The organism is Dyadobacter sp. (assembly GCF_039919315.1).
Classification (GTDB): domain Bacteria; phylum Bacteroidota; class Bacteroidia; order Cytophagales; family Spirosomataceae; genus Dyadobacter.
Window position 1 is genome coordinate 20,978 of the sequence record NZ_JBDSFX010000104.1, and the last position, 24,242, is coordinate 45,219.

Annotated in this window: 22 protein-coding genes; 9 read left to right on the plus strand and 13 right to left on the minus strand. The window is 46.2% G+C overall.

The features are described from left to right. The first annotated feature begins 185 nt into the window (after nt 1-185). Nucleotides 186-1,247 carry a hypothetical protein gene (locus ABIO93_RS31430; protein ID WP_348074005.1) on the plus strand — a complete coding sequence of 354 codons (1,062 nt, stop codon included), beginning with the start codon at nt 186-188 and terminating at the stop codon, nt 1,245-1,247. A gap of 4 nt (nt 1,248-1,251) precedes the next feature. After that, a complete protein-coding gene (locus tag ABIO93_RS31435) occupies nt 1,252-2,718 on the plus strand; it encodes an MBOAT family O-acyltransferase (RefSeq protein ID WP_348074006.1) in 1,467 nt (488 codons plus the stop codon). Nucleotides 2,719-2,754: 36 nt separating this feature from the next. On the opposite strand, the gene ABIO93_RS31440 is transcribed toward ABIO93_RS31435, so the two are convergent. From ABIO93_RS31440 to ABIO93_RS31450, 3 genes are all read right to left on the minus strand, one after another. Continuing rightward, entirely contained in the window at nt 2,755-3,861 is a 1,107-nt protein-coding gene (locus ABIO93_RS31440) for an NADH:flavin oxidoreductase (protein ID WP_348074007.1), read from the minus strand. Between the two features lie 78 nt (nt 3,862-3,939). Continuing rightward, nucleotides 3,940-4,545 (minus strand): Crp/Fnr family transcriptional regulator, encoded by a 606-nt coding sequence (locus ABIO93_RS31445; RefSeq protein WP_348074008.1) that lies wholly within the window; start codon nt 4,543-4,545, stop codon nt 3,940-3,942. 70 nt (nt 4,546-4,615) lie between these two features. Beyond that, the gene (locus tag ABIO93_RS31450) at nt 4,616-5,356 is read right to left on the minus strand and encodes an SDR family oxidoreductase (protein WP_348074009.1); all 741 of its coding nucleotides are present in this window, start codon (nt 5,354-5,356) and stop codon (nt 4,616-4,618) included. Nucleotides 5,357-5,452: 96 nt separating this feature from the next. Here ABIO93_RS31450 and ABIO93_RS31455 point away from each other — a divergent pair, with 96 nt between their 5' ends. The 4 genes from ABIO93_RS31455 to ABIO93_RS31470 all read left to right on the plus strand — a co-directional run bounded on the left by ABIO93_RS31455 (nt 5,453) and on the right by ABIO93_RS31470 (nt 9,667). Continuing rightward, a complete protein-coding gene (locus ABIO93_RS31455; protein WP_348074010.1) occupies nt 5,453-5,839 on the plus strand; it encodes a helix-turn-helix domain-containing protein in 387 nt (128 codons plus the stop codon). 114 nt (nt 5,840-5,953) lie between these two features. Next, nucleotides 5,954-7,621 carry a glycosyltransferase family 39 protein gene (locus tag ABIO93_RS31460; protein ID WP_348074011.1) on the plus strand — a complete coding sequence of 556 codons (1,668 nt, stop codon included), beginning with the start codon at nt 5,954-5,956 and terminating at the stop codon, nt 7,619-7,621. A gap of 104 nt (nt 7,622-7,725) precedes the next feature. Continuing rightward, nucleotides 7,726-8,736: an aldo/keto reductase gene (locus ABIO93_RS31465; protein ID WP_348074012.1), complete on the plus strand. Its 1,011-nt coding sequence runs from the start codon at nt 7,726-7,728 to the stop codon at nt 8,734-8,736. A 13-nt stretch (nt 8,737-8,749) separates the two neighbouring features. Then, entirely contained in the window at nt 8,750-9,667 is a 918-nt protein-coding gene (locus ABIO93_RS31470) for a helix-turn-helix transcriptional regulator (protein ID WP_348074013.1), read from the plus strand. An 89-nt stretch (nt 9,668-9,756) separates the two neighbouring features. Here the strand turns inward: ABIO93_RS31470 and ABIO93_RS31475 are convergent, their stop codons facing one another. Further along, nucleotides 9,757-10,287, minus strand: a complete 531-nt coding sequence (locus ABIO93_RS31475) for a DUF4199 domain-containing protein (RefSeq protein ID WP_348074014.1) — start codon at nt 10,285-10,287, stop codon at nt 9,757-9,759. A 119-nt stretch (nt 10,288-10,406) separates the two neighbouring features. Next, nucleotides 10,407-10,880: a LuxR C-terminal-related transcriptional regulator gene (locus ABIO93_RS31480; RefSeq protein ID WP_348074015.1), complete on the minus strand. Its 474-nt coding sequence runs from the start codon at nt 10,878-10,880 to the stop codon at nt 10,407-10,409. An 87-nt stretch (nt 10,881-10,967) separates the two neighbouring features. On the opposite strand from ABIO93_RS31480, the gene ABIO93_RS31485 reads away from it, so the two are divergent. Then, complete coding sequence (locus ABIO93_RS31485; protein ID WP_348074016.1) at nt 10,968-12,935, plus strand: CocE/NonD family hydrolase; 1,968 nt, start codon at nt 10,968-10,970, stop codon at nt 12,933-12,935. Nucleotides 12,936-12,960: 25 nt separating this feature from the next. On the opposite strand, the gene ABIO93_RS31490 is transcribed toward ABIO93_RS31485, so the two are convergent. The 4 genes from ABIO93_RS31490 to ABIO93_RS31505 all read right to left on the minus strand — a co-directional run bounded on the left by ABIO93_RS31490 (nt 12,961) and on the right by ABIO93_RS31505 (nt 17,636). After that, on the minus strand, nt 12,961-14,691 hold the full coding sequence (locus ABIO93_RS31490; RefSeq protein WP_348074017.1) for an ATP-binding protein: 1,731 nt from the start codon (nt 14,689-14,691) through the stop codon (nt 12,961-12,963). A gap of 2 nt (nt 14,692-14,693) precedes the next feature. Then, nucleotides 14,694-15,812 (minus strand): sensor protein KdpD, encoded by a 1,119-nt coding sequence (locus ABIO93_RS31495; protein WP_348074018.1) that lies wholly within the window; start codon nt 15,810-15,812, stop codon nt 14,694-14,696. A gap of 89 nt (nt 15,813-15,901) precedes the next feature. Next, nucleotides 15,902-16,990, minus strand: coding sequence for a porin (locus ABIO93_RS31500; RefSeq protein ID WP_348074019.1), 1,089 nt, complete (start codon nt 16,988-16,990; stop codon nt 15,902-15,904). An 85-nt stretch (nt 16,991-17,075) separates the two neighbouring features. Continuing rightward, nucleotides 17,076-17,636, minus strand: coding sequence for a K(+)-transporting ATPase subunit C (locus ABIO93_RS31505; RefSeq protein ID WP_348074020.1), 561 nt, complete (start codon nt 17,634-17,636; stop codon nt 17,076-17,078). A 41-nt stretch (nt 17,637-17,677) separates the two neighbouring features. Here ABIO93_RS31505 and ABIO93_RS31510 point away from each other — a divergent pair, with 41 nt between their 5' ends. Together ABIO93_RS31510 and ABIO93_RS31515 are read left to right on the plus strand one after the other, a co-directional pair. Then, nucleotides 17,678-17,908 (plus strand): hypothetical protein, encoded by a 231-nt coding sequence (locus tag ABIO93_RS31510; protein ID WP_348074021.1) that lies wholly within the window; start codon nt 17,678-17,680, stop codon nt 17,906-17,908. Beyond that, a complete protein-coding gene (locus ABIO93_RS31515; RefSeq protein WP_348074022.1) occupies nt 17,898-18,302 on the plus strand; it encodes a PIN domain-containing protein in 405 nt (134 codons plus the stop codon). The genes ABIO93_RS31510 and ABIO93_RS31515 overlap by 11 nt, the downstream gene beginning before the upstream one ends. Nucleotides 18,303-18,304: 2 nt before the next feature. On the opposite strand, the gene kdpB is transcribed toward ABIO93_RS31515, so the two are convergent. The 4 genes from kdpB to ABIO93_RS31535 form a co-directional block, all read right to left on the minus strand. Further along, nucleotides 18,305-20,344 carry a potassium-transporting ATPase subunit KdpB gene (gene kdpB / locus ABIO93_RS31520; RefSeq protein ID WP_348074023.1) on the minus strand — a complete coding sequence of 680 codons (2,040 nt, stop codon included), beginning with the start codon at nt 20,342-20,344 and terminating at the stop codon, nt 18,305-18,307. Nucleotides 20,345-20,356: 12 nt separating this feature from the next. Beyond that, complete coding sequence (gene kdpA / locus ABIO93_RS31525) at nt 20,357-22,048, minus strand: potassium-transporting ATPase subunit KdpA (RefSeq protein ID WP_348074024.1); 1,692 nt, start codon at nt 22,046-22,048, stop codon at nt 20,357-20,359. A 342-nt stretch (nt 22,049-22,390) separates the two neighbouring features. Then, nucleotides 22,391-23,728, minus strand: coding sequence for a sigma-54 dependent transcriptional regulator (locus tag ABIO93_RS31530; RefSeq protein ID WP_348074025.1), 1,338 nt, complete (start codon nt 23,726-23,728; stop codon nt 22,391-22,393). A gap of 47 nt (nt 23,729-23,775) precedes the next feature. Then, entirely contained in the window at nt 23,776-24,201 is a 426-nt protein-coding gene (locus ABIO93_RS31535) for a response regulator (protein WP_348074026.1), read from the minus strand. Nucleotides 24,202-24,242 lie beyond the last annotated feature (41 nt).

Genomic DNA, 24,242 nt, shown 5'->3' on the forward strand with positions numbered 1-24,242 from the left:
CGGCGGCTGCCCGGTGCATTCGTGGCATTAAAATACCGGTAAATAAAAAATAACAGACATCGAAGCCAAATACTGTATCAATCGGGTGCATATTGATTATATTTATTTTAAGTAACTGAAAAACAAGTACTTAGTAAGTTACTTATCAGTTTATCCAAATCAATATCCGTTCTTCTATCTACAGTATGAAAACTTCTGACTACCTGAAAGCCGGTTGGCTGGCATTTGCCCTTGTCCTGGCGTTTGTGATCGGCTGGGAACTTTACTGGCGAAGCCAGGGATTTGAACTATCCTACAATGACGACGAAAGTCTCTGGGCCTTTACCCGAAAAAGGATCTACAATACCACACCGGCCCGGCCGGTGATCATTGGTTCTTCCAGAGTCAAATTCGATATTGATCAGACCCAATGGGAGCAGCAAACTGGCCAGACGCCTGTGCAGCTCGCACTGGTAGGTACTTCACCCCGTCCCGTTCTCACCGACCTGGCCAATGATCCTGATTTTAAAGGAACACTGCTGGTTGGTGTTGTAGAGGGACTTTTCTTCTCTGGCGACGGGTCACCCATGGAAATCGAAGCAAAAAAACGGATCGACGTTTATCCCAAATGGTCGCTATCGCAGCAGGCCAGTTTTTACTTAAACCAGCATCTGGAATCCAATTTACTCTTTCTCGACGAAGAACGGTTTTCGCTCAATTCGTTACTAAAAAGATTGCCGATCGAGAGCCGCGCCGGGGTTTTCGTCTTTCCGAATTTCCCGATTCGAATGGGTTATACCAAACCAAACCGGCAGACGATTTTCAGCAAGGCTTTCGTGGCCGATACCGCTGTGCAGCATGGTGTGCAGTATGTTTGGTCGTACCTCGGCATGCTCAGTAACAAAAAGGGTGTCGGGGGTGATACCCTTAGCGGTATAATCCAGTCGGTTAAGGTGAATGTCGATAAAATCAGGGCCCGGGGCGGTAATGTACTGTTCCTCAAAATGCCTGTGTCCGACCCGGCACTGGCAGCCGAGCAGGTGTCCTTCCCCCGAAAAGAATATTGGGATCGGCTGCTCAGCGAAACAGGCTCTCAGGGCATCCATTTCGCCGATTATCCCGAATTATCAAAGTATGTATGTCCTGACTGGTCTCACCTTGCTCCTGCCGATACGAAGCCATTTACGGCCGATCTGATCAGGATTATTGAGGAAAAAACACATTGGACTTTACAGAAATCTCCAACTTCAAATCACCCCAAACAATAGAGACATGGTATTCAACTCATACACTTTCGTATTGTTTTTCGTGCTGCTGCTGGTATTGCACAACCTGCCTTTCTCCTGGAAAACAAAAAAAATCAATTTGCTGCTTGCCAGCTATCTTTTTTATGCGCTTTGGAACCCGCCGTTTATTCTGTTACTCTGGCTGTCAACCGTTGTTGATTACCTCATGGCCAGAAAGATAGCAGAGTCGGAGGACAAACTTCGGCGTAAATTATGGCTGGCTATCAGCTTAATACTAAACCTCGGAATGCTTAGCTACTTTAAATACGGCGGCTTCTTACTCGAAAATTTCACTGCGATGCTCAACGGCATGGGCATTGCATATCAAGCAGCAAAACCAGACATTGTATTACCGGTTGGGATATCGTTCTACACGTTTGTGACATTGTCTTACACGATTGACGTATATCGTCGTAAGTTCGCACCCGAGCCGTCCTTTCTGAACTTTGCATTGTTCGTCACTTATTTTCCTCACCTGGTCGCCGGCCCGATCGTTCGTCCGGAAGATCTGATACCGCAATTCAAAACGCCACGCAAAGCCACCTCGGAGCAGATGGTCTGGGGATTGTTTCTGTTGACACTCGGTTTATTTCTCAAAGTAGTTATCGCCGACGGCTGGATGTCGGAGCCTGCCAATTTTATCTTTGGGCTTCCTTTTCCGGTCAATCCCTTGGATGCCTGGTCGGCGGTGCTGGCTTTTTCCGCGCAGATCTTCTGCGATTTTGGCGGATATTCGACTTGCGCGATCGGCGTATCATTATGCCTGGGTTTTACATTGCCCGAAAACTTCCGCTACCCTTACGCAGCAATCGGTTTCTCCGATTTTTGGCGCCGTTGGCACATTACATTGTCAACCTGGCTAAGGGATTACCTGTATATTCCATTGGGTGGTAACAAGTCAGGGAGTTTCCGTACTTACGTGAACCTGATGATCACCATGCTGCTGGGAGGCTTATGGCATGGGGCGTCGTGGAATTTTGTGATCTGGGGCGGACTTCACGGTATTTTCCTCTGCGTTGAAAGATTATTCAGAGGCTGGAAAAAAAAGTCAAAGCCGATGGTCGCCGAGGAGATTATCATTCAGGCTACGCTCATACCCGTTCGCAATAAAAACCTGGGCAACTTCCTGCTCGCTCTCCTTACTTTTTTGCTCGTCAACATTACCTGGGTATTTTTCCGAGCTCCCGACTTTAGTCAGGCCATGAAAATGCTGCTATGCATGTTCGGTGTGATCAGCCAGGGCCCAAAAATGCTTTCCACACCTGATATGCTGAAAATCGCGCTCGTAACCATTGGACTATTAGGTTTCCATTGGTCGATGCGCGACAAGTCAGTCAAAGGTTTGTTTATGAGATTGCCCTGGTGGTTTTCCGGTACAGCCTGGGCAATGATGCTAATTTTGATCATTTTGACACAAAAAAGCACGAGCTCATTTATTTATTTCCAATTCTAAAACTCGCAATTCGCCAATCGAATTCGCAAGCTGCAATCATAACGAAGCATTCATCTCCAAGCCCAGTTTGTAACTTTCAAGCACCTTACCGGTGTGCGAAAGGGTCAGACTGGGTTTGATCAGTTCTTTGAAAAAAGGAATGACAGGCTCCCCTGCCTCGGTCAATTTGGGCCAATCAGGATTAGCGATGGCTGCACGGCCAATGGATACTAAATCAGCCTGATTGCTGCTGATCAGCGACTCAGCTAATTGTACATCATGCATTCCGCCATTGGCAATAATGGGTACACCCGTCAGTTTTTTAGCAATACCGGTCGACGAAAGCCCATCCGGATACAAGCATTCCCGGTCCCAGCGGCCACCTTCCGCCGCAATGTGCAGGTACCCCGGTTCGATTTCACTCAAAACCTCAAATATTTCAGTAGCAGTCTCAGATCCTCCCGGCCAGCGGTAAGTAAGATCATTCACTTTGCTCTCCGACATGCGGATGCCAACGATAAACTTAGACGGCGAAACTTCCTTAACCGCCTGAAAAACCTCCATTAAAAACCGAAGCCGGTTTCTGACATGGCCACCATACTGATCGGTCCGCTGATTGGCATGCTCCGTAATAAACTGATCGAAAAGGTAACCATTCGCCGCATGGATCTCAATCCCGTCAAAACCAGCGATCTGAGCTTGAATTGCTGCTTTGATGTAACCCTCTTTGACACGGTAAAAATCATCCGCATTCATTTTTCTCGGAAAAAAGAAATCACCGATCGGCTGTACTGCGGAAGGTGCAATGGTATTTTCGATATATTGGGAAAAGGCGCCCCCGTGCATCAGCTGGGCTATAATGAGCGCATCGTGTGCGTGAACCTGATCCACGACATTGGCCCACGCATTTACCTGCATGTCGTTCACAATTCCGGGTTGGTACTGATCAGTGCGACTGAAAAAATCGTCGGTATAAGTGCCTTCTGTAATGATCAGGCCAAACCCTCCTTTGGCAAAATTCGCATAGTATTGCGCCATTTCTTCCGTGGGTATGCCTTCGGCGGTGGCGCTATGCCGCGTCATCGGCGCAACTGCAAGCCGGTTATTCAGCTTTCGGCCATTCAATAATGATTTGTCGAATAAACTACTCTTCAATGTTTCCATACACTGCTTTTTTTGATACAAATGTATGGTCAGTCAGCGCTGTGGGAGGTTAAACTATTTTAATAAAGTCCGTTAAACTTATTTAAGGTCCTGCCGGGCATTGGTCTTGCGAATCTGGCTCAGAAACACTGGCGTGATGCCCAGGTAAGAGGCAATATGCCGCTGGGGCATGCGCTGTTCCAGGGTAGGATATTTTTGAATGAGGGCCGTGTAGCGTTCTGCGCCGGTCATGCTGATGCTGTTCATGATCCGCTGATCTTGGGAGATACTTCCCTTTTGCTCCATAATCCGCCAAAACCTTTCAAAGGCCGGAATCTCTCGATAAAGTTGTTCCAGATCGCTCTTTTCAATTTGTAATAATGTGGCTGCTTCCAATGCAACGATATTTCGCACTGCCGGAGCCTCCAAATGGAAACTGGTGGAATCCGAGATCCACCAGTCTTCCATCGCAAAATGCAGGGTATAATCGTTGCCTTTTTCATCCACATAAAAAGAGCGCAAAAATCCTTTGCAGACATAACTTTCATGACGACAAACGTCTCCCTGCTGCACAAGGTATTGCCTCGGTAACACCCTGCGGACAGTCAGCAAAGAGCAAAAATGACGCTGCTCTTCTTCGGTCAGGTCAATGCGTTTGAGAACATGGCTGATAATCAGCGGATAAAGGTCTGAGTCTTTTTCCAAAATCGTGAACTTTCGGGTACACGGTAAAGATTGGAAATTTGTGAACGTTAAAAAAATGAATCAAAATCCATTAACTCAATGTGCCGCCGTCTATCGTTAGCACCGAACCCGTTGTGTAGCCATTGTCGGGATTCACAAGAAACGCCACCGTGTCCGCAATGTGCTCAGGCCTGCCGTACTTCGGAATAGCCATCATACTGCGCTGAAAATCTGCCGAATCCGAATCAGCCGGGTTCATATCGGTATCGACGGAGCCAGGTTGAATCAGGTTTACCGTGATACCGCGACTTCCTAAATCCCTGGAAAGTCCTCTTGTAAAGCCCGTCAGCGCCGCTTTGCTGGTTGAATAAAGCGTCGCCTGCTGAGTACCGCTCCGCTCGGCCATATTGCTTCCAATGGTAATGATCCTTCCTGAATCTTCCATTTTCCGAGACGCCGCCAGGCATGCTTCGAATACAGATTTCACATTGACATTCATAATCAGGTCATAATCTTCAAAAGTATGCTCCTCAAATGGTTTGCCCACATAAATACCGGCACTGTTCACCAGAATGTCGAGCCTTCCAAACCGGCTGATGGTTGCCTCAATAGCCGAAGTAACCGCTCCCTCCTTCGCATTGTCAGACTGCATTGCGACGACCTGCAAACCTTTGGATGTTAATTCAGCGACCAAATCATCCGCTTTTTCTTTTCCGTTAACAAAGGTAAATGCTACTGCGGCTCCGTGAGCCGCTAATTTCCCTACAATGGCCGCGCCAATTCCTCTGCTGCCGCCAGTCACGAATGCTACTTTGTTCTTTAAATCAAACATGGTTTTTTTCTGTTAAATACTTTTGCAAAGCTACCTTCAAACTCATATTTTTACAGGTACTAACATATTTATCAAGTACTAACAAAAATGTAAGTTATGCGAAAACAGAGCTCTGTGAACCTTGAAAATGAATTGCTGATCAATGGTAACTGTGGAATGGCTTATACACTTGACCTCATCGGCGGGCGGTGGAAGCCTTCTATATTGTGGAGATTATTTACCGGAAGCAAACGTTACAGCGAACTGCGCCGGAGCATGCCCAATGTTTCTGAGCGAATCCTGATCCTGCAATTAAGGGAAATGGAAAGCGACGGACTGATCAAAAGAATTGTCTATCCGGAAGTACCGCCACGGGTCGAATACCTGCTTACGCCGCTCGGACAGAGCCTGGACGCGGTATTGGCGGTACTCACTGAATGGGGAGAGGAAAACCGTCCTGCCACACTCAATAAGCCCGAATTGAATGAGTTAACAATAAAATAACACCGTTTTCAAGGCAATCACGTTCACAAAGTCAAAATTCGTTGCGTATATATTTTCGACCGGCACACTATTATCTCTTGCCGGATATCCCCGAAAATTGATCAACGCAACGTTATGAATAACCATGATCCTTTTTTGCAGCGTTACTTTCCCTGGCTGCTGTTGCTGGGCATTCTCCTAAACCTCCCGGGGCTCTGGCTGGACATCATGGAACCCGACGGCGCTTTGTACGCGACTATCGCCAAGCACATTGTGCAACATAATGATTGGATTAACCTCTACGGCGACGGTCACGACTGGCTCGACAAGCCCCATTTCCCTTTCTGGATGGCGGCGATCAGCTACAAGATTTTTGGCATTACCGGCTTTGCCTACAAACTTCCCGCATTCATTTTCTGGCTCGTCAGTCTGCGTTATACTTTCCTAATTGCAAAAGAATTGTTCAATGCTGACGTCGCCAAAATCGCAGTTCTGATCTACACGGTCGCGCTGCACAGCACGCTCGCCAACTTTGACGTGCGCGCCGAGCCTTACCTCACCGCTTGCATCACGGGAGCTACCTGGCACATGCTGCGCATTCACAAGAACGGGCATTGGGTACACATTGTCGCTGCCGCACTTTTCACCGCCTGCGCAATGATGACCAAAGGAATTTTCGTTCTCATCACCATTGGAGGCGGTTGGGTCATTTTCTGGATGTTGACAAAACAATTCAAACAATTCCTGAATTACCGCTGGTGGCTGTTTCTCGGCTTGTGCGTTATCTTCATTCTCCCGGAGCTGTACAGCCTCTACGCTCAGTTTGATCTGCATCCCGAAAAGGTCGTTTTTGGAAAAACACAGGTATCCGGTCTGCGGTTTTTCTTTTGGGATAGCCAGTTCGGAAGGTTTTTCAATACTGGCCCCATCAAAGGAAAAGGCGACGTGACATTCTTTTTACACACTACATTATGGGCGTTTCTGCCGTGGTCTGTGGGGCTGGTCGCAGGGATATTTTATCTGCTCAGGTTTGATAAAAACAGAGACACGATTCGCTGGGTTGTTTACGGCAGTACATTGATCACTTTCCTGCTCTTTTCCCTGTCAAGATTTCAGTTGCCACATTACCTGGTGATCGAATTTCCGTATTTCTCGATGATCACGGCGTATTTCTTCTATCAGCTGTCCAAATCTCCCAAAATGGATCATCTGGTAACAGCGCAGACCGTGCTCATGTTTGCTGCGCTGGCCTGCATCGCTGGTTTGGTGTACATTACCGGCATTCAGAATGGTATTTTTGCAGCCTTGATTGCCCTGGCCATAGTGTTGGCGGCTAGTGTGATCAGCTACAAAAACAATCTGCAGCAGCTGCTTTTTAAAGGTTATGCGATGGCGGCAATGCTTTACATCTTCCTTTTTCAGTTCTTTTATCCGTTTTTACTGCAATACCAGTCGGGCAGGCAAGCTGCCAGGGAAATAACTGACATCAGCGAAGGTATTCCTGTTGCGGCATACGGTTCATTTTCCTACACTTTTGAATTTTACTCACCGGGAGATGTCAGTCTGCTCCGAAACGGTGAATATTTGCAGGATTTTATTGATGCAGCTCCGTGTTATTTGTATACGACCCAATCCATTGCTGATAGTCTGTTAAAGTCAGGACTGAACGCCGAAGTTCGTGCCATGCCACAGCATTTTCAGGTTACACGGTTAAAAATGGGGTTTCTGAACCAGAAAAAACGAAATCTGACTTTGGAACCCAGGTATTTACTTTATATCAAAGACGATACCGCCGTTTTGTAACCTGCTGCAATTCGTATACAAATCCGGCCGTTTCGTATAATTCCGGGGAGTTTGAATGTGCCACCTTTGTGCTGTAATAATTACTTCAATTTTCAAACTGAATAATGAGCAGCATTCAAACAACAAAATTAGGAAGCCAGGGGCTCCTAGTACCCGCGGAAGGCCTGGGTTGCATGGGCATGACCTCCCTCGCAGGCATGAATATTTACGGCGTTGCCGACGAAACCGAATCGATAGCTACCATTCACCGAGCCCTCGAACTAGGCGTTAATTTTCTGGACACAGCGGATCTTTACGGCCCTTTGCTGAACGAAAGATTAATCAGTAAAGCGATCAAAGGTATTCGAGACAAATACATCATTGCCACCAAATTCGGCTATGAAGTCGATGATAATGAACAACTTACCTGGCGAATCAATGGTCGGCCTGATTATGTAAAAAAATCAGTGGAACGTTCGCTAAAGAACCTGGGAACGGATTACATTGACCTTTACTACCTACATCGCGTCGACCCGGAAACACCTATTGAAGATACAGTAGGCGCGATGGCAGAGCTGGTGCAATCGGGCAAGGTGAAGTACATCGGCTTGTCGGAAGTATCGGCGGAGACATTGAGAAAGGCGCACGCTATTCACCCGATTAGCGCAGTTCAGACTGAATATTCGCTTTTTGAAAGAGCACCGGAAGAGAACGGTTTATTTGATGCGCTGAAAGAACTGGGAGTAGGTTTTGTTTCCTATTCGCCACTGGGAAGAGGCTTTTTAACCGGAGACCTGAAAAGCCCGGACGATTTTCCCGCTGACGATTTCCGCAGGTCCATTCCACGTTTTCAAGGTGCTAATTTTTACAAAAACCTTGAATTAGTGGCTGAAATTCAAAAGCTTGCGACAGAAAAAGAAATCACCCCTTCGCAGCTGGCTATTGCTTGGACGCTGTCAAAAGGTACTGTGCCCATTCCCGGAACCAAGAGAGTAAAGTATCTTGAAGACAATATCGCAGCGGCGGATGTTACCTTTACCGAAGCTGAGCTGGCGCATCTGGAATCCATTTTGCCACTGGGCAGCATCGCCGGAGAGCGTTACGACGAGGTTTCAATGGCCGGTGTAAATTTGTAAAACTGTCAGGATAATGAAAAATACAGCGCCGCTGATCATCGATTCCATATCGGATTACCACAAAATAATGGGTTTGCCGCAGCCTGAGCATCCGCTGATCAGTGTGATCGGGTTGAAATGCGCGGTAGAATTGCCGGACTTGCCCGATGCCAAGCTGATCCATAATTTTTACAGCATTTTTCTAAAAAAGAACATCAATGCCGAGATCGGCTATGGACGTAAATACTACGATTTCAGTAATGGTGTGATGGGTTTTTCATTGCCTAAGCAGGTTTTTACATTAAACAGGGACGGCGATTATTCTCAAATAACCGGGTGGATGCTATTGATCCACCCGGATTTTATCCGAAAATATGCCCTTGCCAAACGCATTGACCATTTTGGCTTTTTCTCCTACAACATGAGCGAGGCATTGCATCTTTCGAAAAAAGAGGAAGCGATGATCGACCGTATTATGGAAGATATCCGAAACGAATACCAGCAGTCCATTGACGGATTCAGCCAGGACGTGATCGTGTCGCACATCGAAGTGCTGCTCAATTACTGTAATCGGTTCTACAACAGGCAGTTCATTACCCGACGAAATTCAGAGCAGGAGCCGCTGGTGAAATTCGAAGAACTGATCAAACAGATTTTCAAACAAGACCAGATCCGCCACCTGCCTACAGTCAATGAAATCGCAGAGCAGCTGAATGTTTCCGCACATTACCTGAGCGACATGCTACGCTCTCTGACAGGCATGAGCGCCCAACAACACATTCATAACGAGCTAATTGAAAAGGCCAAAGAGATCCTGCTGACTACCAATCTGTCCATCAACGAAACGGCTTACAACCTGGGATTCGAGTATCCGCAATACTTCAACCGGCTCTTCAAAAGCAAAACCGGACTCACGCCAGCGGCTTTTCGGAAGGATTTTGTTAGTAATTAGACTTGCCAAGTTTTGAAAACTTGGTAAGTCTTTATAAACCAGCTACCTCGCCACTAACAACTGCTTTTCCTTCGGTAAAGTTTATTTATCTAGGTATTTCTCACAGCCCCATTCCTCTTCAAAATTAACGCCGAAATCAAAGACACAACCAATCCAACCGGCAGGATTTCCACGTAAGTAAGCAGCACTACTCCAAACGGATTCTTGTAGAGTTCCTTATAAGTGCCCATTTCGGCTATCTGACTCTCCAATTCAGCCCCTGAAACGCCGTCCTCCTGCAACTTCTTGATCGTGCTGGCGGTGAATTTTTCCATGAAATCGGGAATGAATAAGTAGTAGTCGAAAAGCCAGACGATCACATAAACGGTTGAGGCGATGAGGCTGATGTATAAACCAATGGTGAAAGCTTTCCCGAATGTTACAAAACCGCCATTATGTTTGTCGCGGTAGTTTTTAATACCCACAAAAACCAGAGAAAAAGCCAGGAGCATGGAAGCATATCCCAGCAACATGTTACCTTCGAAGCTTTCCTTATTGTAACAAACAGCGATAGACGACACCATAAATGTCGACACGATAACGCCGGCAATTAATCCACAAATTGTAACAATCCTTTTCATACCAGTTAAGTTTTTGATCAAATGAGATGGCAAAATTGGACAACTGCCCCTCAATCCTATTCATACTTTCGGGTGATTTTGGCATCAATAGCCGTTTTTCACTCCAAAGTATGAGCACATTATGGAATCAGACCTAGTCTTTTTCCTTTTTCCATGGCCTGCATCCGGCTTTTCACCTCCATTTTTTCAAACAGCCTGGAAGAATGTGTTTTAATGGTATTGAGTGAAACAAAAAGCCTCGTCGCGATTTCCTGATTGCTCATTCCCTCCGCGATCAGCTGCAGTACCTCCAATTCACGCTTGCTGAGCCCGAGTATGTGTGCTTCCTGAGCATTGAATGTAAAGCTGCCGTCGGAAAATACATGAACTTCCTTCTCCACGATCACCGTCTCCACTTTCGGCTTCATCAGTTTCATGGCCAGCCATATTCCCAGTCCGGTAAAGATGACGGCAATGGCACCGACATATATTTCAATAACATGGTTAATGATCAGGAAACGCAATTCGAGCCACTTCAAAAGGAACAGAAGCAAAGCCAGAGAAATGCCATAAAGTATGGTCGGCCTGTGTTTGCTGAAAAAGCCGCTGGTCATTTGGAGATTTGGCTTAAATGTTACTCATAGTGTCAAAAATATAAATTTTTTGGAGTCGCAGACTTTATTTGGCTACATATACTTAAATTGGCACAACCACCATTTCTTGAAACATTCTACTACACTTCGCCCGTGAAACAACATTATAGCTCGCTGTCACTCCGTATTACGCTTTTGCTGGCATTCGTTCTGCACGTCGGTACGACGGTTTTTGCACAAACGAAAACCAATGAGGACTCGATTTATGTCCGTGAACATTATACCAAAATCGAAAGAATGGTGCCCGTGCGCGATGGTGTCAAACTTTTCACTTCTATTTACATTCCCAAGGACATTTCCGCCGATAAAACCTACCCTATCCTGCTCAATCGTACACCTTACAGTGTGGCACCGTATGGTGAGACGCTTTTCAAAAACAGCGTTGGCCCTAGTCCTCATTTTGCAAGAGATGGCTACATAGTCGTGTATCAAGATGTAAGGGGAAAATATATGTCGGAGGGTGACTTCGAGGCTTACCGGCCTTTTATTGCTCAAAAAAAGAACAAAACCGATGTCGACGAAAGTTCTGACACTTACGATACGATTGAATGGCTCCTCAAAAATATTGAGGGAAATAATGGCAAAGTAGGCAGCTGGGGCATATCCGCGCCTGGGTATTATGCCACCATGACAGCCGTGGACGCACATCCGGCATTAAAAGTTGCATCGCCGCAGGCACCTGTTACCGACTGGTTTATGGGCGACGACCGGCACCATAACGGTGCGTTTTTTCTGATGGGAACATTTGCATTCCTGTCTTCCTACGGCGCAACGAGACCGGCACCTACTCCGAAAGGTGCTCCCGCATTTTCAGCTTACGGAACACCTGATTCCTATGAGTTTTATAAAAATCTGGGCCCATTGAAAAATGTGAATGAGAAGATTTTCAAGAACCAAAACCGCATCTGGAACCAGATGATGGACAATGAAACCTACAATGATTTCTGGAAAGCCCGCACGCCCGTACCACATTTAAAAAACGTGAAACCGGCCGTGATGGTAGTAGGTGGCTGGTTTGATCAGGAGGATTTGTACGGCCCGCTGAAAACATACCAGGCCATTGAAAATAACAAACCAAAGTCCCCTAACCTGCTCATTATGGGCCCCTGGATACATGGAGGCTGGTCACGCGGAACGGGTGAGTCGTTGGGTAACATTCGTTTCGGGTCCAAAACAAGTGCTTTTTACCAAAAAGATGTCGAGCTGCCGTTTTTCAATCATTACCTCAAAGAAACGGCTGATCCTGCGCTGCCCAAAGCTTATATTTTTGAAACGGGATCAAACGAATGGCGAAAATATGACCAATGGCCGCCGAAAAATACCGTGGAGAAAAAGCTCTATTTTCACCCGGACGGCACGCTGTCGTTTTCACCTACAATGACCATTATGCAAGTCGGCGTCAAACCTTCTTTCGATGAATACACGAGCGATCCCGCCAAGCCGGTTCCTTACACTTCCGAAATCCGCATACTCAGAGGTAGTGATTATATGTATGAAGACCAGCGCTTTGCCTCCACCCGGCCTGATGTACTGGTGTATCAAACAGAAGTATTGCAAGAGGATGTGACAATTTCTGGCAATGTATTTGCCGATCTGTTCGTGTCCACAACCGGAACCGACGCTGATTTTGTAGTGAAATTAATCGACGTGTACCCCGGCGACGCTCCTAACAACAGCCCCATTAATGCTAATATGAAAATGGGCGGTTTTCAGCTGCTGGTTCGCGGCGAAGTAATGCGCGCCAAATTCAGAAAAAGCTTCTCAAAACCAGAACCAATGGTGCCTGGGAAAATTGAAAACGTGCGTTTTGATATGCAGGATGCGGCACACCGTTTCAAAAAAGGGCATAAAATCATGGTACAGGTTCAAAGCTCCTGGTTTCCGCTCGTTGACCGCAATCCGCAAAAGTTCGTGAATATTTACAAAGCCTCAGAAGCGGATTTTCAGGCAGCCAAACATCGAATTTTTAATTCCGGTAATGCTTCCTCGTATGTGGGTGTGAGGGTTTTGGAATAGTATAAAACAGTTCTCTATATACACTTTATACACTCTTTTTCAGTCCAATTGTGAATGTACTGCCTGCACCCAGTTCGCTTTCCACAGTGAGCTTGCCTTGTTGCGCTTCCATAAATTCCCTGCTGATCGCCAGCCCAAGGCCGGTACCTTCGCGGGTAGAGCCTGGGACGCGAAAATACCGGTCAAAAATCTTGTCTTGGTATTCCTGTGAAATCCCCTGGCCATTGTCCTTGACCGAAATTTGAATGTATTCCTCATGCTCTTCCACGGCGACCGTGATCACCGAATGATCGTAAGAATACCGGATCGCATTGGAAATCAGGTTGGTAAGCACCCAGGCTGTCTTCTCAGTATCCGCCTGAACGTTGGCTTGTCCCCTATTTTCCTGTATTAGTAATCTAATATCCCTGTTCTCCGCCATGGTTTCATTGGATGCGACCGCATAGCCGATGATCTCCCTGGGCGATGCATTTTCAATGTTCAGCTGGATCCTTCCGCTCTCTACCTGCGTGATGTTCAGCAGCTCGCCGGTGATTTTCAGCAGCCTGTCCGCATCTTCTCGGATGCTATCGAGCAGGTTTCGCTGTTCTTCATTGGTATCGCCAATCCGCTCATTTTGAAGCAGGTCCAATGTAATTTTTATTGCAGAAATCGGTGTTTTCAACTCGTGGGAAACGTTGGCGATAAAATTCGTTTTGGCAAAATCCAATTCTTTGTATGGCGTCACATTCCTCAGCACGATTACGTGCCCGATCGAGCGGCTTTCCTTTTCTCCGGTCGGGGTAATGGATATGTTAATGTTCTCTTTTTCAAAATAGCTTTCCTTCCCGTCGGCATAAATTTTCATAGGCGCCTTGTCAGCGTGCGTTGTGCCGGTATCGAATGTATCCTTCACCAATGAGCGCACCAGGTCATTTTTCAATGCAATTTCCGCCGCCTTTCCTCCTATCAGTTCGCTGGCTTTCAGGCCGGTCACCTTCTGAGCTTCTTCATTAGCAAAGATTATGATCTTATTTTCATCCAGCCCGATAACCGGATCATGCATGTTGTTGATCAATGTCTCCACCCGCTTTTTTTCGGTCATGAGTTTGGCCAGATTGCTGCTATTATACTCTTCCAGCTTCTCAGCCATGGTATTAAATGACTGCGCGAGCTGGGCATATTCATCTTTACTGCCGAAATGCACCCTTTCCGTGTAGTTTTCATTGGCGATCTGCCTGATACTTTCAGTCAGTTCCCGGATCGGGTTGGCAATGTTGCCGGGCAGGTTTACGAACAATGTGAGGGCGATCAGAAAGCAAATGGTTCCGGTAATAGCAATCCAAACCGTCGATTTCCCAGCGGTTTGCTCGGCGTACACACTTTTACGACTGATCGCATTCAGGTTCAGGCTCATGATCTCATTGATATCACTCCTGACCTGGCCCATTAAAACAGTGTCCGACGGATTGATTTTCAACTGTTTAAAATGTTCCGTCAATTGTTCGGTAAACTCATGCTCGCCGTTTTCTGTGACATTCTTTTGCTGATTCAGTAAGTTTTTTTCAAAATCAGCGAAGTCAGGTTTTCCTGTGGAAGGTTTTTCCAATGCCCTGAGCATGAGCCTGCCATATTCCAGTGAGTTATAATTGGCTTTGAGGATACTGCGCGAATCGGCTGAAAGGACATTCACCTGACGTACCCCCAGCACGGCGAGTAGGGTGACCATAGCGAACAAAATCCCCGTTCCCAGCCTTAATTTGGTCTTTATTTTCATGATCAGGAAAGTATAACGAGGTCAATGTCGGAAGAAGACATCTTATTTAAAAGTTCATTGAAAACATTCGTGGCCAGTATCACTTTCAGCAGGTTAAAATGAGGCTTACCGATACAGATCGTGGTTATTTTGTTCTGCTCGGCTACCTCCACGATGACTTTGGCAATGCTTGGATTCTGGATTTTGATCACATTTCCGCCCAATTCCGTCGCCAGTTTGAAGTTATTGATCAAATGCCGCTGCTTGGCCAGCCCGATCCGGCTTGCCGACTCTTTGGGTGTCTGCACGTACAGCAGGTACCAGTTGCTGTGATAGTAATTCGCAAGTCTGGCAGTTTTTCGGATCACATTTCGGGCCGTCTTTTCATTACTGCTGATACACGCCAGAAATCGCTCATGTTTCAGTGTCAGATTGGGCTGGATCTCGTTTTCCACCTTTCTTTCTACCTGCGAAGCCACTTCTTTCAAAGCCAGCTCCCGAAGTTGCAGAATATGCTGTGGCTTGAAAAAATTCTGTAAAGCCGTCTGCACTTTATCCGGCGTGTAAATTTTACCTTCCTTCAATCTGGTGATCAGCTCGTCGGCAGTGAGGTCAATGTTGACCACCTCATCCGCCATGCCCAGTACCTTATCCGGAATGCGCTCAGCGACCTCCACGCCGGTTATTTCCTTCACTTCCTGGTTCAGGCTTTCAATATGCTGAATGTTCACAGCCGAAATCACATTAATCCCCGCGTCCAGAATATCCAGCACATCCTGCCAGCGCTTCGCATTCTTGCTGCCTTCGATGTTGGTATGCGCCAGCTCATCCACCACCACCACTTCCGGCCTTAAACTAATGACGGCCTGCACGTCGAGCTCTTCAAGCTCCTTTCCTTTATAAAACAATTTGCGCCGCGGAATGACCGGCAATCCATCCAGCAAATCATGCGTTTCTTTCCGGTTATGCGTTTCAATATACCCGATCTTGACATCAATACCCGTCCGCAACAGCGCGTGCGCCTCCTGTAACATGCGGTAAGTTTTGCCTACTCCCGCACTCATCCCGATATAGATCTTGAATTTACCTTTCCTTGATTTTTTGATCAGGTCCAAAAAATGCTCCGCGCTGTTGTTTTCCATTGAATGTTGCTTTTAGGGCATTGTGTTCTGGTTTTTCAAAGTTAAAACCGCCTGTCGTTTTCAAATTGCAACAACAAGCAGTATCATTTTCAATTCAATGTAAAGGTGATGGCAGTGGTGAGGTAGGTTTTGTTGCGGGAAAGCTTGTCGCTGGCACCATTAAAAATCGCGTCCTTACTAGTCAGGTTTCGCGCCTCTATCCGCCACATGACCCGTGAGCTAATGGCGTAATCACAATTCATTGAGAAGCCGTAAGTCTGAAAACCGTTTTCAGTACCGCTGGTAATGATCACACCTTTTTGATCATGGTAGTACTCGCCTCTTGCCGCTATATTAACTTTCGGCGATACAGAAAATCTAGCAATGAGCACAGGGACATACCAGGTATTGTAACTGCTGCTACCCTTTTGTTTTTGCTCACTTCCGATGTCGAAACCGGCCGTTATCCCCCATTTTTCAGAGACCTGAAAAATTCCGTATATGTTGTGGTAGTACCTCATCTGCCGCAAACTATCGGGTTTATCACTTCCAATAAAAGTGCTGTAATTCAATGTCACAGCAGACGTTGGCTTAAATGTAATCTGCGTCCCGAATGCCGGAGTGGAATTCCCGTCGAAGCGCTGAATTCGTTGCCAGCCATTGAGATACATGGCCGAGACGTACCATTTGTCATTGCTGCTCGTGTAGCCCAGTTTTGCCCCTGATTCAAAATAGGGTGTGTTTTCGGCGACCAGGCTTCTGGTGAGGGCCCAGTTATCTTTGCCAATCGCGCTTTCAAATCCAATGTGGGAAGGCATAATCCCCGCATCGAGCCAAAGGTTATGGTTTTTTGCAATTTTAATCCCTGCATTTGCCTCGTATATATTTTTGAGCACACCTGGTTCCGCGGCGTAATTGGCGTTCATGTATGTACCCGCTGCCAGCGAAATATTGGCACGCAAGCGGTCAGTATTGTAGTTTCCCCGCAGCATGGCCAGGTTCAGGTTTACTTCGTTGGTGCGATTGTGATTGTAAATAAATCCGGGTAATGTGTGGTTTTCTGTTTTGTGAAAATCCTGCACGTAATACGACTCAACATAGCCGCTGACGGTAAAATGATTTTGGGTTTCAGTGGAGTCCTGTGAGTAGGCTGGCATTGCCGCAGCAATAATCCAAGCGCCTAAAAATACTGTTTTCATTAACTTTCAATCTGGTAATCAAAGCGGCGTGTACTGTTTAAAGGCCGGTTCAATGCGCCGCATGTGCAATGCACCGGCGTTTTTTTTATTTCAAATTGTCCAGCGCCATGTTCAAAGCCAGTACATTGATTTTCTCTGGCCCAAAAAGTCCCAGTAGTGGTTGCTGAGTACTTTCATTGACTAATGCTTCGAGCTTTTGCGCGGGTATCTGGCGAATTCTGGCGATCCGGTTCACCTGTACCAAAGCAGCTTTGGAAGAAATATCAGGATCGAGACCGCTACCGCTGGCAGTGACCAGCTCGACGGGAATCTGTGACTTTTGTATACCCGGATTATGTAACAAAAATGTATCTACCCGTGCCTGTACCACGCCCAGATATTCCTCGTTCGAAGCACCTTTGTTGCTACCGCCACTACCGGCAGCATTATATCCGACCGCCGACGGGCGGGAATTGAAATACTTATCATCTGTAAAAGATTGGCCGACATTGGCATAATACCGTTTCCCGTTCTGCTCAATGATCTCCCCTTTTCCTTGATTTGGAAACACTTTTGCAATACCGAGGACCACCAATGTATAGATGCCTGAGAAAAATACCAGCGTCAAAATTGTCAACCTGACCGCTGGAAAAATATGTTGTTTCATTTGGATTTATATTTTTTATATTTGATAATAACTTAATTCTTATGTATAGGAAAGTTTTTGTCGCTGAAAGTGCCGATGATCTGAATGTGAAGCTACCTGATGACTATTTGCATAAAGGGATTGAATTAATCGCTTTCGAGATCAAAGAGACTAGAAATGAGATTCTTGCTGCAAAAAAAGAGGCGGCTAAAAAGGCTCATCAATACTTCAAGACTGTTCAAATAGATCTTGGAGGATTCCGTTTCAATAGAGATGAAGCCAATGAAAGATAGGCCTTTCGTTGACAGCAATGTCGTGCTGTATCTTTTAGATTTGAATGGAAGCAACAAGAAAGAAATCGCTTCTTCTTTACTTTTGGACTTACCTTTCATTAGTCCGCAGGTAGTTTTCGAGTGCCTGAATGTTTGCCTTAAAAAATGGAAAATGGATCGTCCGGGTTCCCTCCGTTTTGTCCATGAGTTGGTTGCTAGTACATTCATGCAAGATGAAACCGAGCAGGTCGTTAACTCCGCACTACGCATATTCAGTAGATATCTCCTACAACCTTTTGATTCCAAAATAATCGCATCCGCTCTTGAAGCTGATTGCAACATCTTATACTCAGAAGACATGCAACATGGACTTGTCATTGAAGATAGGCTTACCATCGTTAATCCTTTTTTATAGTTTCAAAACCAGACACTCACAACCAAATCAATCACCTTAATCCCTGCAAAAGGCACCAAAACGCCACCCAGCCCGTAGATTAGCAGGTTTCTCCGCAGCAATGCACTCGCGCCGATGGGCTTGTATGCTACACCTTTCAAGGCAAGCGGGATCAAAAGCGGAATGATGATCGCATTGAAAATCACTGCCGACAGAATGGCGCTCTCGGGACTATGCAACCCCATGACATTCAAACCTTGCAACGCCGGGATCGACGCAATAAACAATGCCGGGACAATGGCGAAATACTTGGCGACATCATTGGCAATACTGAATGTCGTGAGCGTTCCGCGGGTCATTAACAGCTGTTTACCGATTTCCACGATCTCAATCAGCTTGGTGGGGTCGTTATCCAGATCCACCATGTTGCCTGCTTCCTTCGCAGCTTGCGTTCCGCTGTTCATCGCCACGCCTACATCTGCCTGCGCCAGCGCGGGTGCATCATTGGTACCGTCACCCATCATCGCCACCAGCTTACCTTTTTGCTGCTCAGCTTTGATGTAGTTCATTTTATCTTCTGGTTTTGCCTCGGCTATATAGTCGTCTACGCCTGCTTTCTCCGCTATAAATTTGGCAGTCAATGGATTATCACCGGTTACCATCACCGTTTTCACTCCCATTCTGCGCAGCCTTTCAAAACGTTCCTGAATGCCGGGTTTGATGATGTCCTGTAACTCGATCACGCCGATCACCTTTTCATTTTCCGAAACCACCAGCGGCGTACCTCCGTTACTGGAAATCTCCCGCACTTTCTCGGCGGTATCGGCAGGAAACTGGTTCCCAGCCTTCTCGCTCAGCTGCCTGATCGCATCCGACGCACCTTTGCGGATGCGTGTATCCAAGAAATTGATCCCTGAACTCCGGGTTTCTGCTGTAAACTGGATGAATGTTGGATTCTCGACACGTAACTTGTCCGGTACCATTGATGCCAGTTCGATAATGGATTTTCCTTCCGGCGTTTCGTCTGCAATAGAGCTTAACGCCGCGCTTGTAATGAAGTGACTCTTTTCAATACCGTTTGTCGGCCAGAAGTGCGTCGCTTTCCGGTTACCGATGGTGATAGTGCCGGTTTTGTCCAGCAGCAATGTGTCAATGTCGCCAGCCGTTTCAACAGCCTTTCCGCTTTTAGTAATCACATTGGCCCGCAGCGCCCGATCCATCCCCGCGATCCCGATTGCCGAGAGCAACCCACCGATCGTAGTAGGAATGAGACACACAAATAAGGAAATGAATGCCGCAATGGTGATGGGCGTATTTGCGAAATCCCCGAAAGGTTTTAATGTAATACATACAATGATAAACACCAGGGTAAATCCTGCCAGTAAAATGGTCAGTGCGATCTCATTGGGCGTTTTCTGACGACTGGCACCTTCTACCAGTGCAATCATTTTATCAAGAAAACTTTCTCCGGGTTCGGTCGTTACTTTCACTTTAATGCGGTCGGAAAGGACTTTGGTACCGCCGGTAACGCTGCTCTTATCGCCACCAGCCTCGCGGATAACTGGTGCAGATTCTCCGGTGATGGCACTTTCGTCGATCGTCGCAAGACCTTCAATGATCTCTCCGTCGGTAGGAATGATGTCGCCGGTTTCGCAGAGGAAAACATGTCCTTTTCGAAGTTGCGAAGAAGGGACGATCTTGATTTCATCCACATACATATCCCCGATCGTCTGTATCCATTTGGCAGGGGTTTCCTCACGGGTTTTGCGCAAACTGTTCGCCTGTGCTTTTCCACGGGCCTCAGCGATGGCTTCGGCAAAATTGGCAAAAAGCAATGTGAGCAGCAGTACAATGAAAACGATGATGTTGTAAGTAAGACTACCCTGACTTTTTTCGCCTGACAGGATCCATATATTCACGATCAGCATGACGAATGTTCCTATCCATACGGTAAACATAACAGGGTTACGGAACATGACTTTGGGGTTCAGCTTAACGAATGACTGGGTCATTGCTTCCCTCACCAGATCTCCCTGAAAAAGGGATGTATTTTGAGATTTCATTCTGATTTTCTGTTAATGATTCATTGAAAAATATTCTGCGATCGGGCCCAGGGTAAGTGCCGGGAAGAAGGATAATGCCGTGATGATCACGATGACCGCAAATACCATGATACCAAATGTACTGGTGTCTGTTTTGAGCGTTCCCGCACTTTCCGGGATGTGCTTTTTGGAGGCCAAAATACCTGCAATCGCGACCGGACCAATAATCGGCAGGAACCGGGAAAGGATCAGTACGATGCCGCAGCTGATGTTCCACCATGGCGTATTGTCGCCCAGCCCTTCAAAACCGCTGCCATTGTTGGCCGAGGAAGAGGTGTATTCGTAAAGCATTTCACTAAATCCGTGGAAACCCGGATTGTTTAATGTACCGGCTGTGAACTGCGGTAATGCAACTGCCAAAGCGGTACTGGCCAATATGAGCAGCGGGTGCAGCAGTGCTACCATCATGGCGATTTTCATTTCTCGCGCTTCTATTTTTTTACCCATAAATTCGGGTGTCCTGCCGACCATTAACCCACTGATAAACACTGCCAGAATGATAAAAATGTAGAAATTAAGAATTCCCACTCCCACTCCGCCATAAAATGCATTGGTCATCATGGCCAGCATCTGGGTCAGTCCCGAGGTGGGCATAAAACTGTCGTGCATGGAATTAATGGAGCCTGTGGATATAACGGTGGTGGCTATACTCCAAAATGCGGAGGCTGTGGTACCGAAGCGCACTTCCTTTCCTTCCATGGCCCCGGAAGAAATGTCAATGCCCATTTGAGCAAGTTTCGGGTTTCCATTCAATTCTGTAATGATGGTCGGAATGGTTAACAGCATGAAACCCAATGTCATCACACCAAAAATCATCCAGGCCAACCGGCGTTTTTTGAGGTAAAAACCGAGCGCAAAGACCATAGCCATCGGAATGATCATTTGAGCAAACATTTCAACCATATTGGTAAAGTAGTTAGGATTTTCCAGCGGATGCGCTGAGTTGGTTCCGTAAAAACCGCCACCATTGGTTCCAATGTGCTTAATGGCTACGAAAGCAGCCACCGGCCCGGTTGAAACCTGAACGGTATCGCCCTGCATGGATATGATCGAGTCTTTTCCCTCAAAAGTCATAGGTGTGCCATTGGCAATCAGCAAAATGGCTAGGATAACCGATAGCGGCAATAGAATGCGTACACAGGATTTGACCAGCAGATTGTAAAAGTTACCCAGCTTGTCGGTAGTCCTTTCTTTCAATGCAATGATCACCACTGCAGCAGCAGCCATACCGGTACCCGCACTCACAAATTGTAAAAACATCAGAAACAACTGACCGAGATAGCTCATGCCCGTTTCTCCCGAATAATGCTGCAGATTACAGTTGACGACAAACGATATGGATGTATTGAATGCCAGCTCAGCGGACTGCGAAGGATTTCCATCCGGGTTGAGCGGCAACCAGCCCTGGTTCATCAGTATCAGCATACCCAGGAAAAACCAAACCATGTTGATGGTCAGTAACGCAACCAGATGTTGCTTCCAACTCATTTCAATATTGGGTTTAATACCGCCTAATTTGAAAAACAGCTTTTCGAGCGGACCGAAAACGGGGTCAAGAAGTGTCTTTTCTCCTCCGTACACTTTTGAGATGTATTTGCCCAGCGGAATGGAAAGTGCCACTGTGGCGACAAAGACGAAGATTATACCTGATAATTCAGTATTCATTGGTTTAACAGTTTAAAATTTTTCAGGTTTTACGAGCACATAACACATGTATGCGAAAACCAGGATCGAGACGATGAATAGCGCGGCCATGGTTTCAGATTTTTTCGAAGTAGTTGATTGATTTGTAAAACAGCAGGAAGCACAGTGCACCAGCGGCCAGAAGAAGGATTGTTGTCATGATTGCGTATTTTAAGTTTTCACCTGTTCATACCAACCACGTACCACATTGCCATACAACTATTTAATAAGTTGATTTACAGAACATTAAATTAATTTTCGATGTTATACCAACAAAAAAAGCCTATCAAAATGATAGGCTCGTTATCAGAATGGAAGGATGGATTATAGTTTGTACTCCTCTATTTTGCGGTAAAGCGTGGCGATTCCGATCTCTAACAGACGGGCGGCTTCGGCTTTGTTTCCGTTGGTATAGTTGAGTACTTTTTGAAGATGTATTTTTTCAGCGCTGGCCATTGAAAATGCGGACATGCTTTTATCACCGTTGTTTCTTGTCTGGCTAAGCTCCATCGGAAGGCTTTCGATATCCAGAACCGGGCCGTCGGTCAGGATTACGCTTCTTTCAATCACATTTTTAAGCTCTCGGATATTGCCATTCCAGGTATTTTGTTCCAATGCGTGAATGAACGCCGGGGACAGGGATTTAATTTTCTTATTGGCTTTTAAAGCGAACCTAGCAGCGAATACGTTAGCTAATGCTTCAATGTCCGACACCCTTTCGCGCAGTGCCGGAATGGTAATTTGAAAAACGGAAAGCCTGTAAAACAAGTCACTTCTGAACTCGCCAGCAGCGATTTCCTTTTCGAGATCACGGTTAGTTGCAGCAATAACCCTGACATTGACCTTGGTCGGATGTGTATCTCCTATTTTGATAAACTCTCCCGCTTCCAGCACACGCAATAATTTAGCCTGCAATTCCAATGCCATTTCACCCACTTCGTCTAGAAAAATAGTGCCGGTACTGGCTTCTTCAAACAGTCCTTTCTTTTCCCTGATCGCTCCCGTAAATGCCCCTGCCTTATGCCCGAACATTTCACTTTCCAACAGATCTTTTCCAAAAGCTGAGCAATTGATCGCAACAAATGGTTTTTTAGCTCTTGTGCTTGCCTGATGAATGGATTGTGCAAAAACCTCTTTTCCAGTACCCGTTTCTCCGAGAAGTAGCACCGTAGTATCCGTTGGCGCTACTCTTGTGGCAAGATCAATGCTAGCCATTAAGTTTTTTGACTTACCAATGATGGCATCAAATGAATGCTTTTCACCAAGCTGCTTTTCGAGGCTTGCGACACGTTTGTTGAGTTCGGCTTTTTCAACCGCGCGGTATAGCAGCGGAATGATCCTGTTGTTGTCGTCGCCTTTGGTAATGTAGTCGAAAGCGCCGTTTTTGATCGCCTGCACGCCGTCGGGAATGTTTCCGTAAGCGGTAAGCAGGATCGTTTCGATAAGCGGGTATTTCTCGCGGATTGTTTTCAGGAACTCTACGCCATTGCCATCCGGCAGTTTCACATCACACAGCACAATGTCAATTTCTGCCTGATCCAGTTTTCTTAATGCAGTTTTGATGTCGCCTGCTTCGGTCACATCAAAACCTTCCAGTTTAACGACACGACCGATCAGCCCGCGTAATTTTTCTTCATCGTCGATGATCAGTACTTTCTTCATTGCCCGATTTGGTGCTGTTACATGATGATTACCACGACCGGACGGGATCACCCGTTTAGATTAGGGTGCAAACAACATTTCCAGTATTCAAAAATGACTCTAAAACGGTTTCGGAGTTCGTCAAAACTATTTTCCTTTTTAAAAAACCCTTGTATTGTTGATTCGTACGCGGCTTCGATCACCTGTGGATTGTCGGCCGTGCTTAAAAAAACGAATGGAATTGCTTTTTTCCTCAGGTACTCATTCTGATCGATTCGTTCCCGCAATTCCAGACCATTCATGACAGGCATATTGATATCACAAATAATAAGAAAAGGCTGTTCCTGAGTTGTTTCGAGGTATAACAATGCTTCCAGACCATTTCCAAAAAAAAGAATTTTATTAGGAATGTCCAGTTCGGCCACGACGCTCTTTATTAAAAACTGATCGTCGGCATCATCCTCAATCGAAATGATCGGTCCTTTTATTGACATTACATTGAAATGTTATGAAGTAAATCTTGCTGTAAATATCG

Coding starts and splice junctions, on each gene's coding strand:
- ABIO93_RS31440 (WP_348074007.1), bottom strand. CDS start 3,861: ATGGAAACATTGAAGAGTAGTTTATTCGACAAATCATTATTGAATGGC.
- ABIO93_RS31435 (WP_348074006.1), top strand. CDS start 1,252: ATGGTATTCAACTCATACACTTTCGTATTGTTTTTCGTGCTGCTGCTG.
- ABIO93_RS31430 (WP_348074005.1), top strand. CDS start 186: ATGAAAACTTCTGACTACCTGAAAGCCGGTTGGCTGGCATTTGCCCTT.
- ABIO93_RS31460 (WP_348074011.1), top strand. CDS start 5,954: ATGAATAACCATGATCCTTTTTTGCAGCGTTACTTTCCCTGGCTGCTG.
- ABIO93_RS31510 (WP_348074021.1), top strand. CDS start 17,678: ATGTATAGGAAAGTTTTTGTCGCTGAAAGTGCCGATGATCTGAATGTG.
- ABIO93_RS31475 (WP_348074014.1), bottom strand. CDS start 10,287: ATGAAAAGGATTGTTACAATTTGTGGATTAATTGCCGGCGTTATCGTG.
- ABIO93_RS31455 (WP_348074010.1), top strand. CDS start 5,453: ATGCGAAAACAGAGCTCTGTGAACCTTGAAAATGAATTGCTGATCAAT.
- ABIO93_RS31500 (WP_348074019.1), bottom strand. CDS start 16,990: ATGAAAACAGTATTTTTAGGCGCTTGGATTATTGCTGCGGCAATGCCA.
- ABIO93_RS31505 (WP_348074020.1), bottom strand. CDS start 17,636: ATGAAACAACATATTTTTCCAGCGGTCAGGTTGACAATTTTGACGCTG.
- ABIO93_RS31535 (WP_348074026.1), bottom strand. CDS start 24,201: ATGTCAATAAAAGGACCGATCATTTCGATTGAGGATGATGCCGACGAT.
- ABIO93_RS31465 (WP_348074012.1), top strand. CDS start 7,726: ATGAGCAGCATTCAAACAACAAAATTAGGAAGCCAGGGGCTCCTAGTA.
- ABIO93_RS31490 (WP_348074017.1), bottom strand. CDS start 14,691: ATGAAAATAAAGACCAAATTAAGGCTGGGAACGGGGATTTTGTTCGCT.
- kdpB (WP_348074023.1), bottom strand. CDS start 20,344: ATGAAATCTCAAAATACATCCCTTTTTCAGGGAGATCTGGTGAGGGAA.
- ABIO93_RS31530 (WP_348074025.1), bottom strand. CDS start 23,728: ATGAAGAAAGTACTGATCATCGACGATGAAGAAAAATTACGCGGGCTG.
- ABIO93_RS31495 (WP_348074018.1), bottom strand. CDS start 15,812: ATGGAAAACAACAGCGCGGAGCATTTTTTGGACCTGATCAAAAAATCA.
- ABIO93_RS31480 (WP_348074015.1), bottom strand. CDS start 10,880: ATGACCAGCGGCTTTTTCAGCAAACACAGGCCGACCATACTTTATGGC.
- ABIO93_RS31450 (WP_348074009.1), bottom strand. CDS start 5,356: ATGTTTGATTTAAAGAACAAAGTAGCATTCGTGACTGGCGGCAGCAGA.
- ABIO93_RS31515 (WP_348074022.1), top strand. CDS start 17,898: ATGAAAGATAGGCCTTTCGTTGACAGCAATGTCGTGCTGTATCTTTTA.
- kdpA (WP_348074024.1), bottom strand. CDS start 22,048: ATGAATACTGAATTATCAGGTATAATCTTCGTCTTTGTCGCCACAGTG.
- ABIO93_RS31470 (WP_348074013.1), top strand. CDS start 8,750: ATGAAAAATACAGCGCCGCTGATCATCGATTCCATATCGGATTACCAC.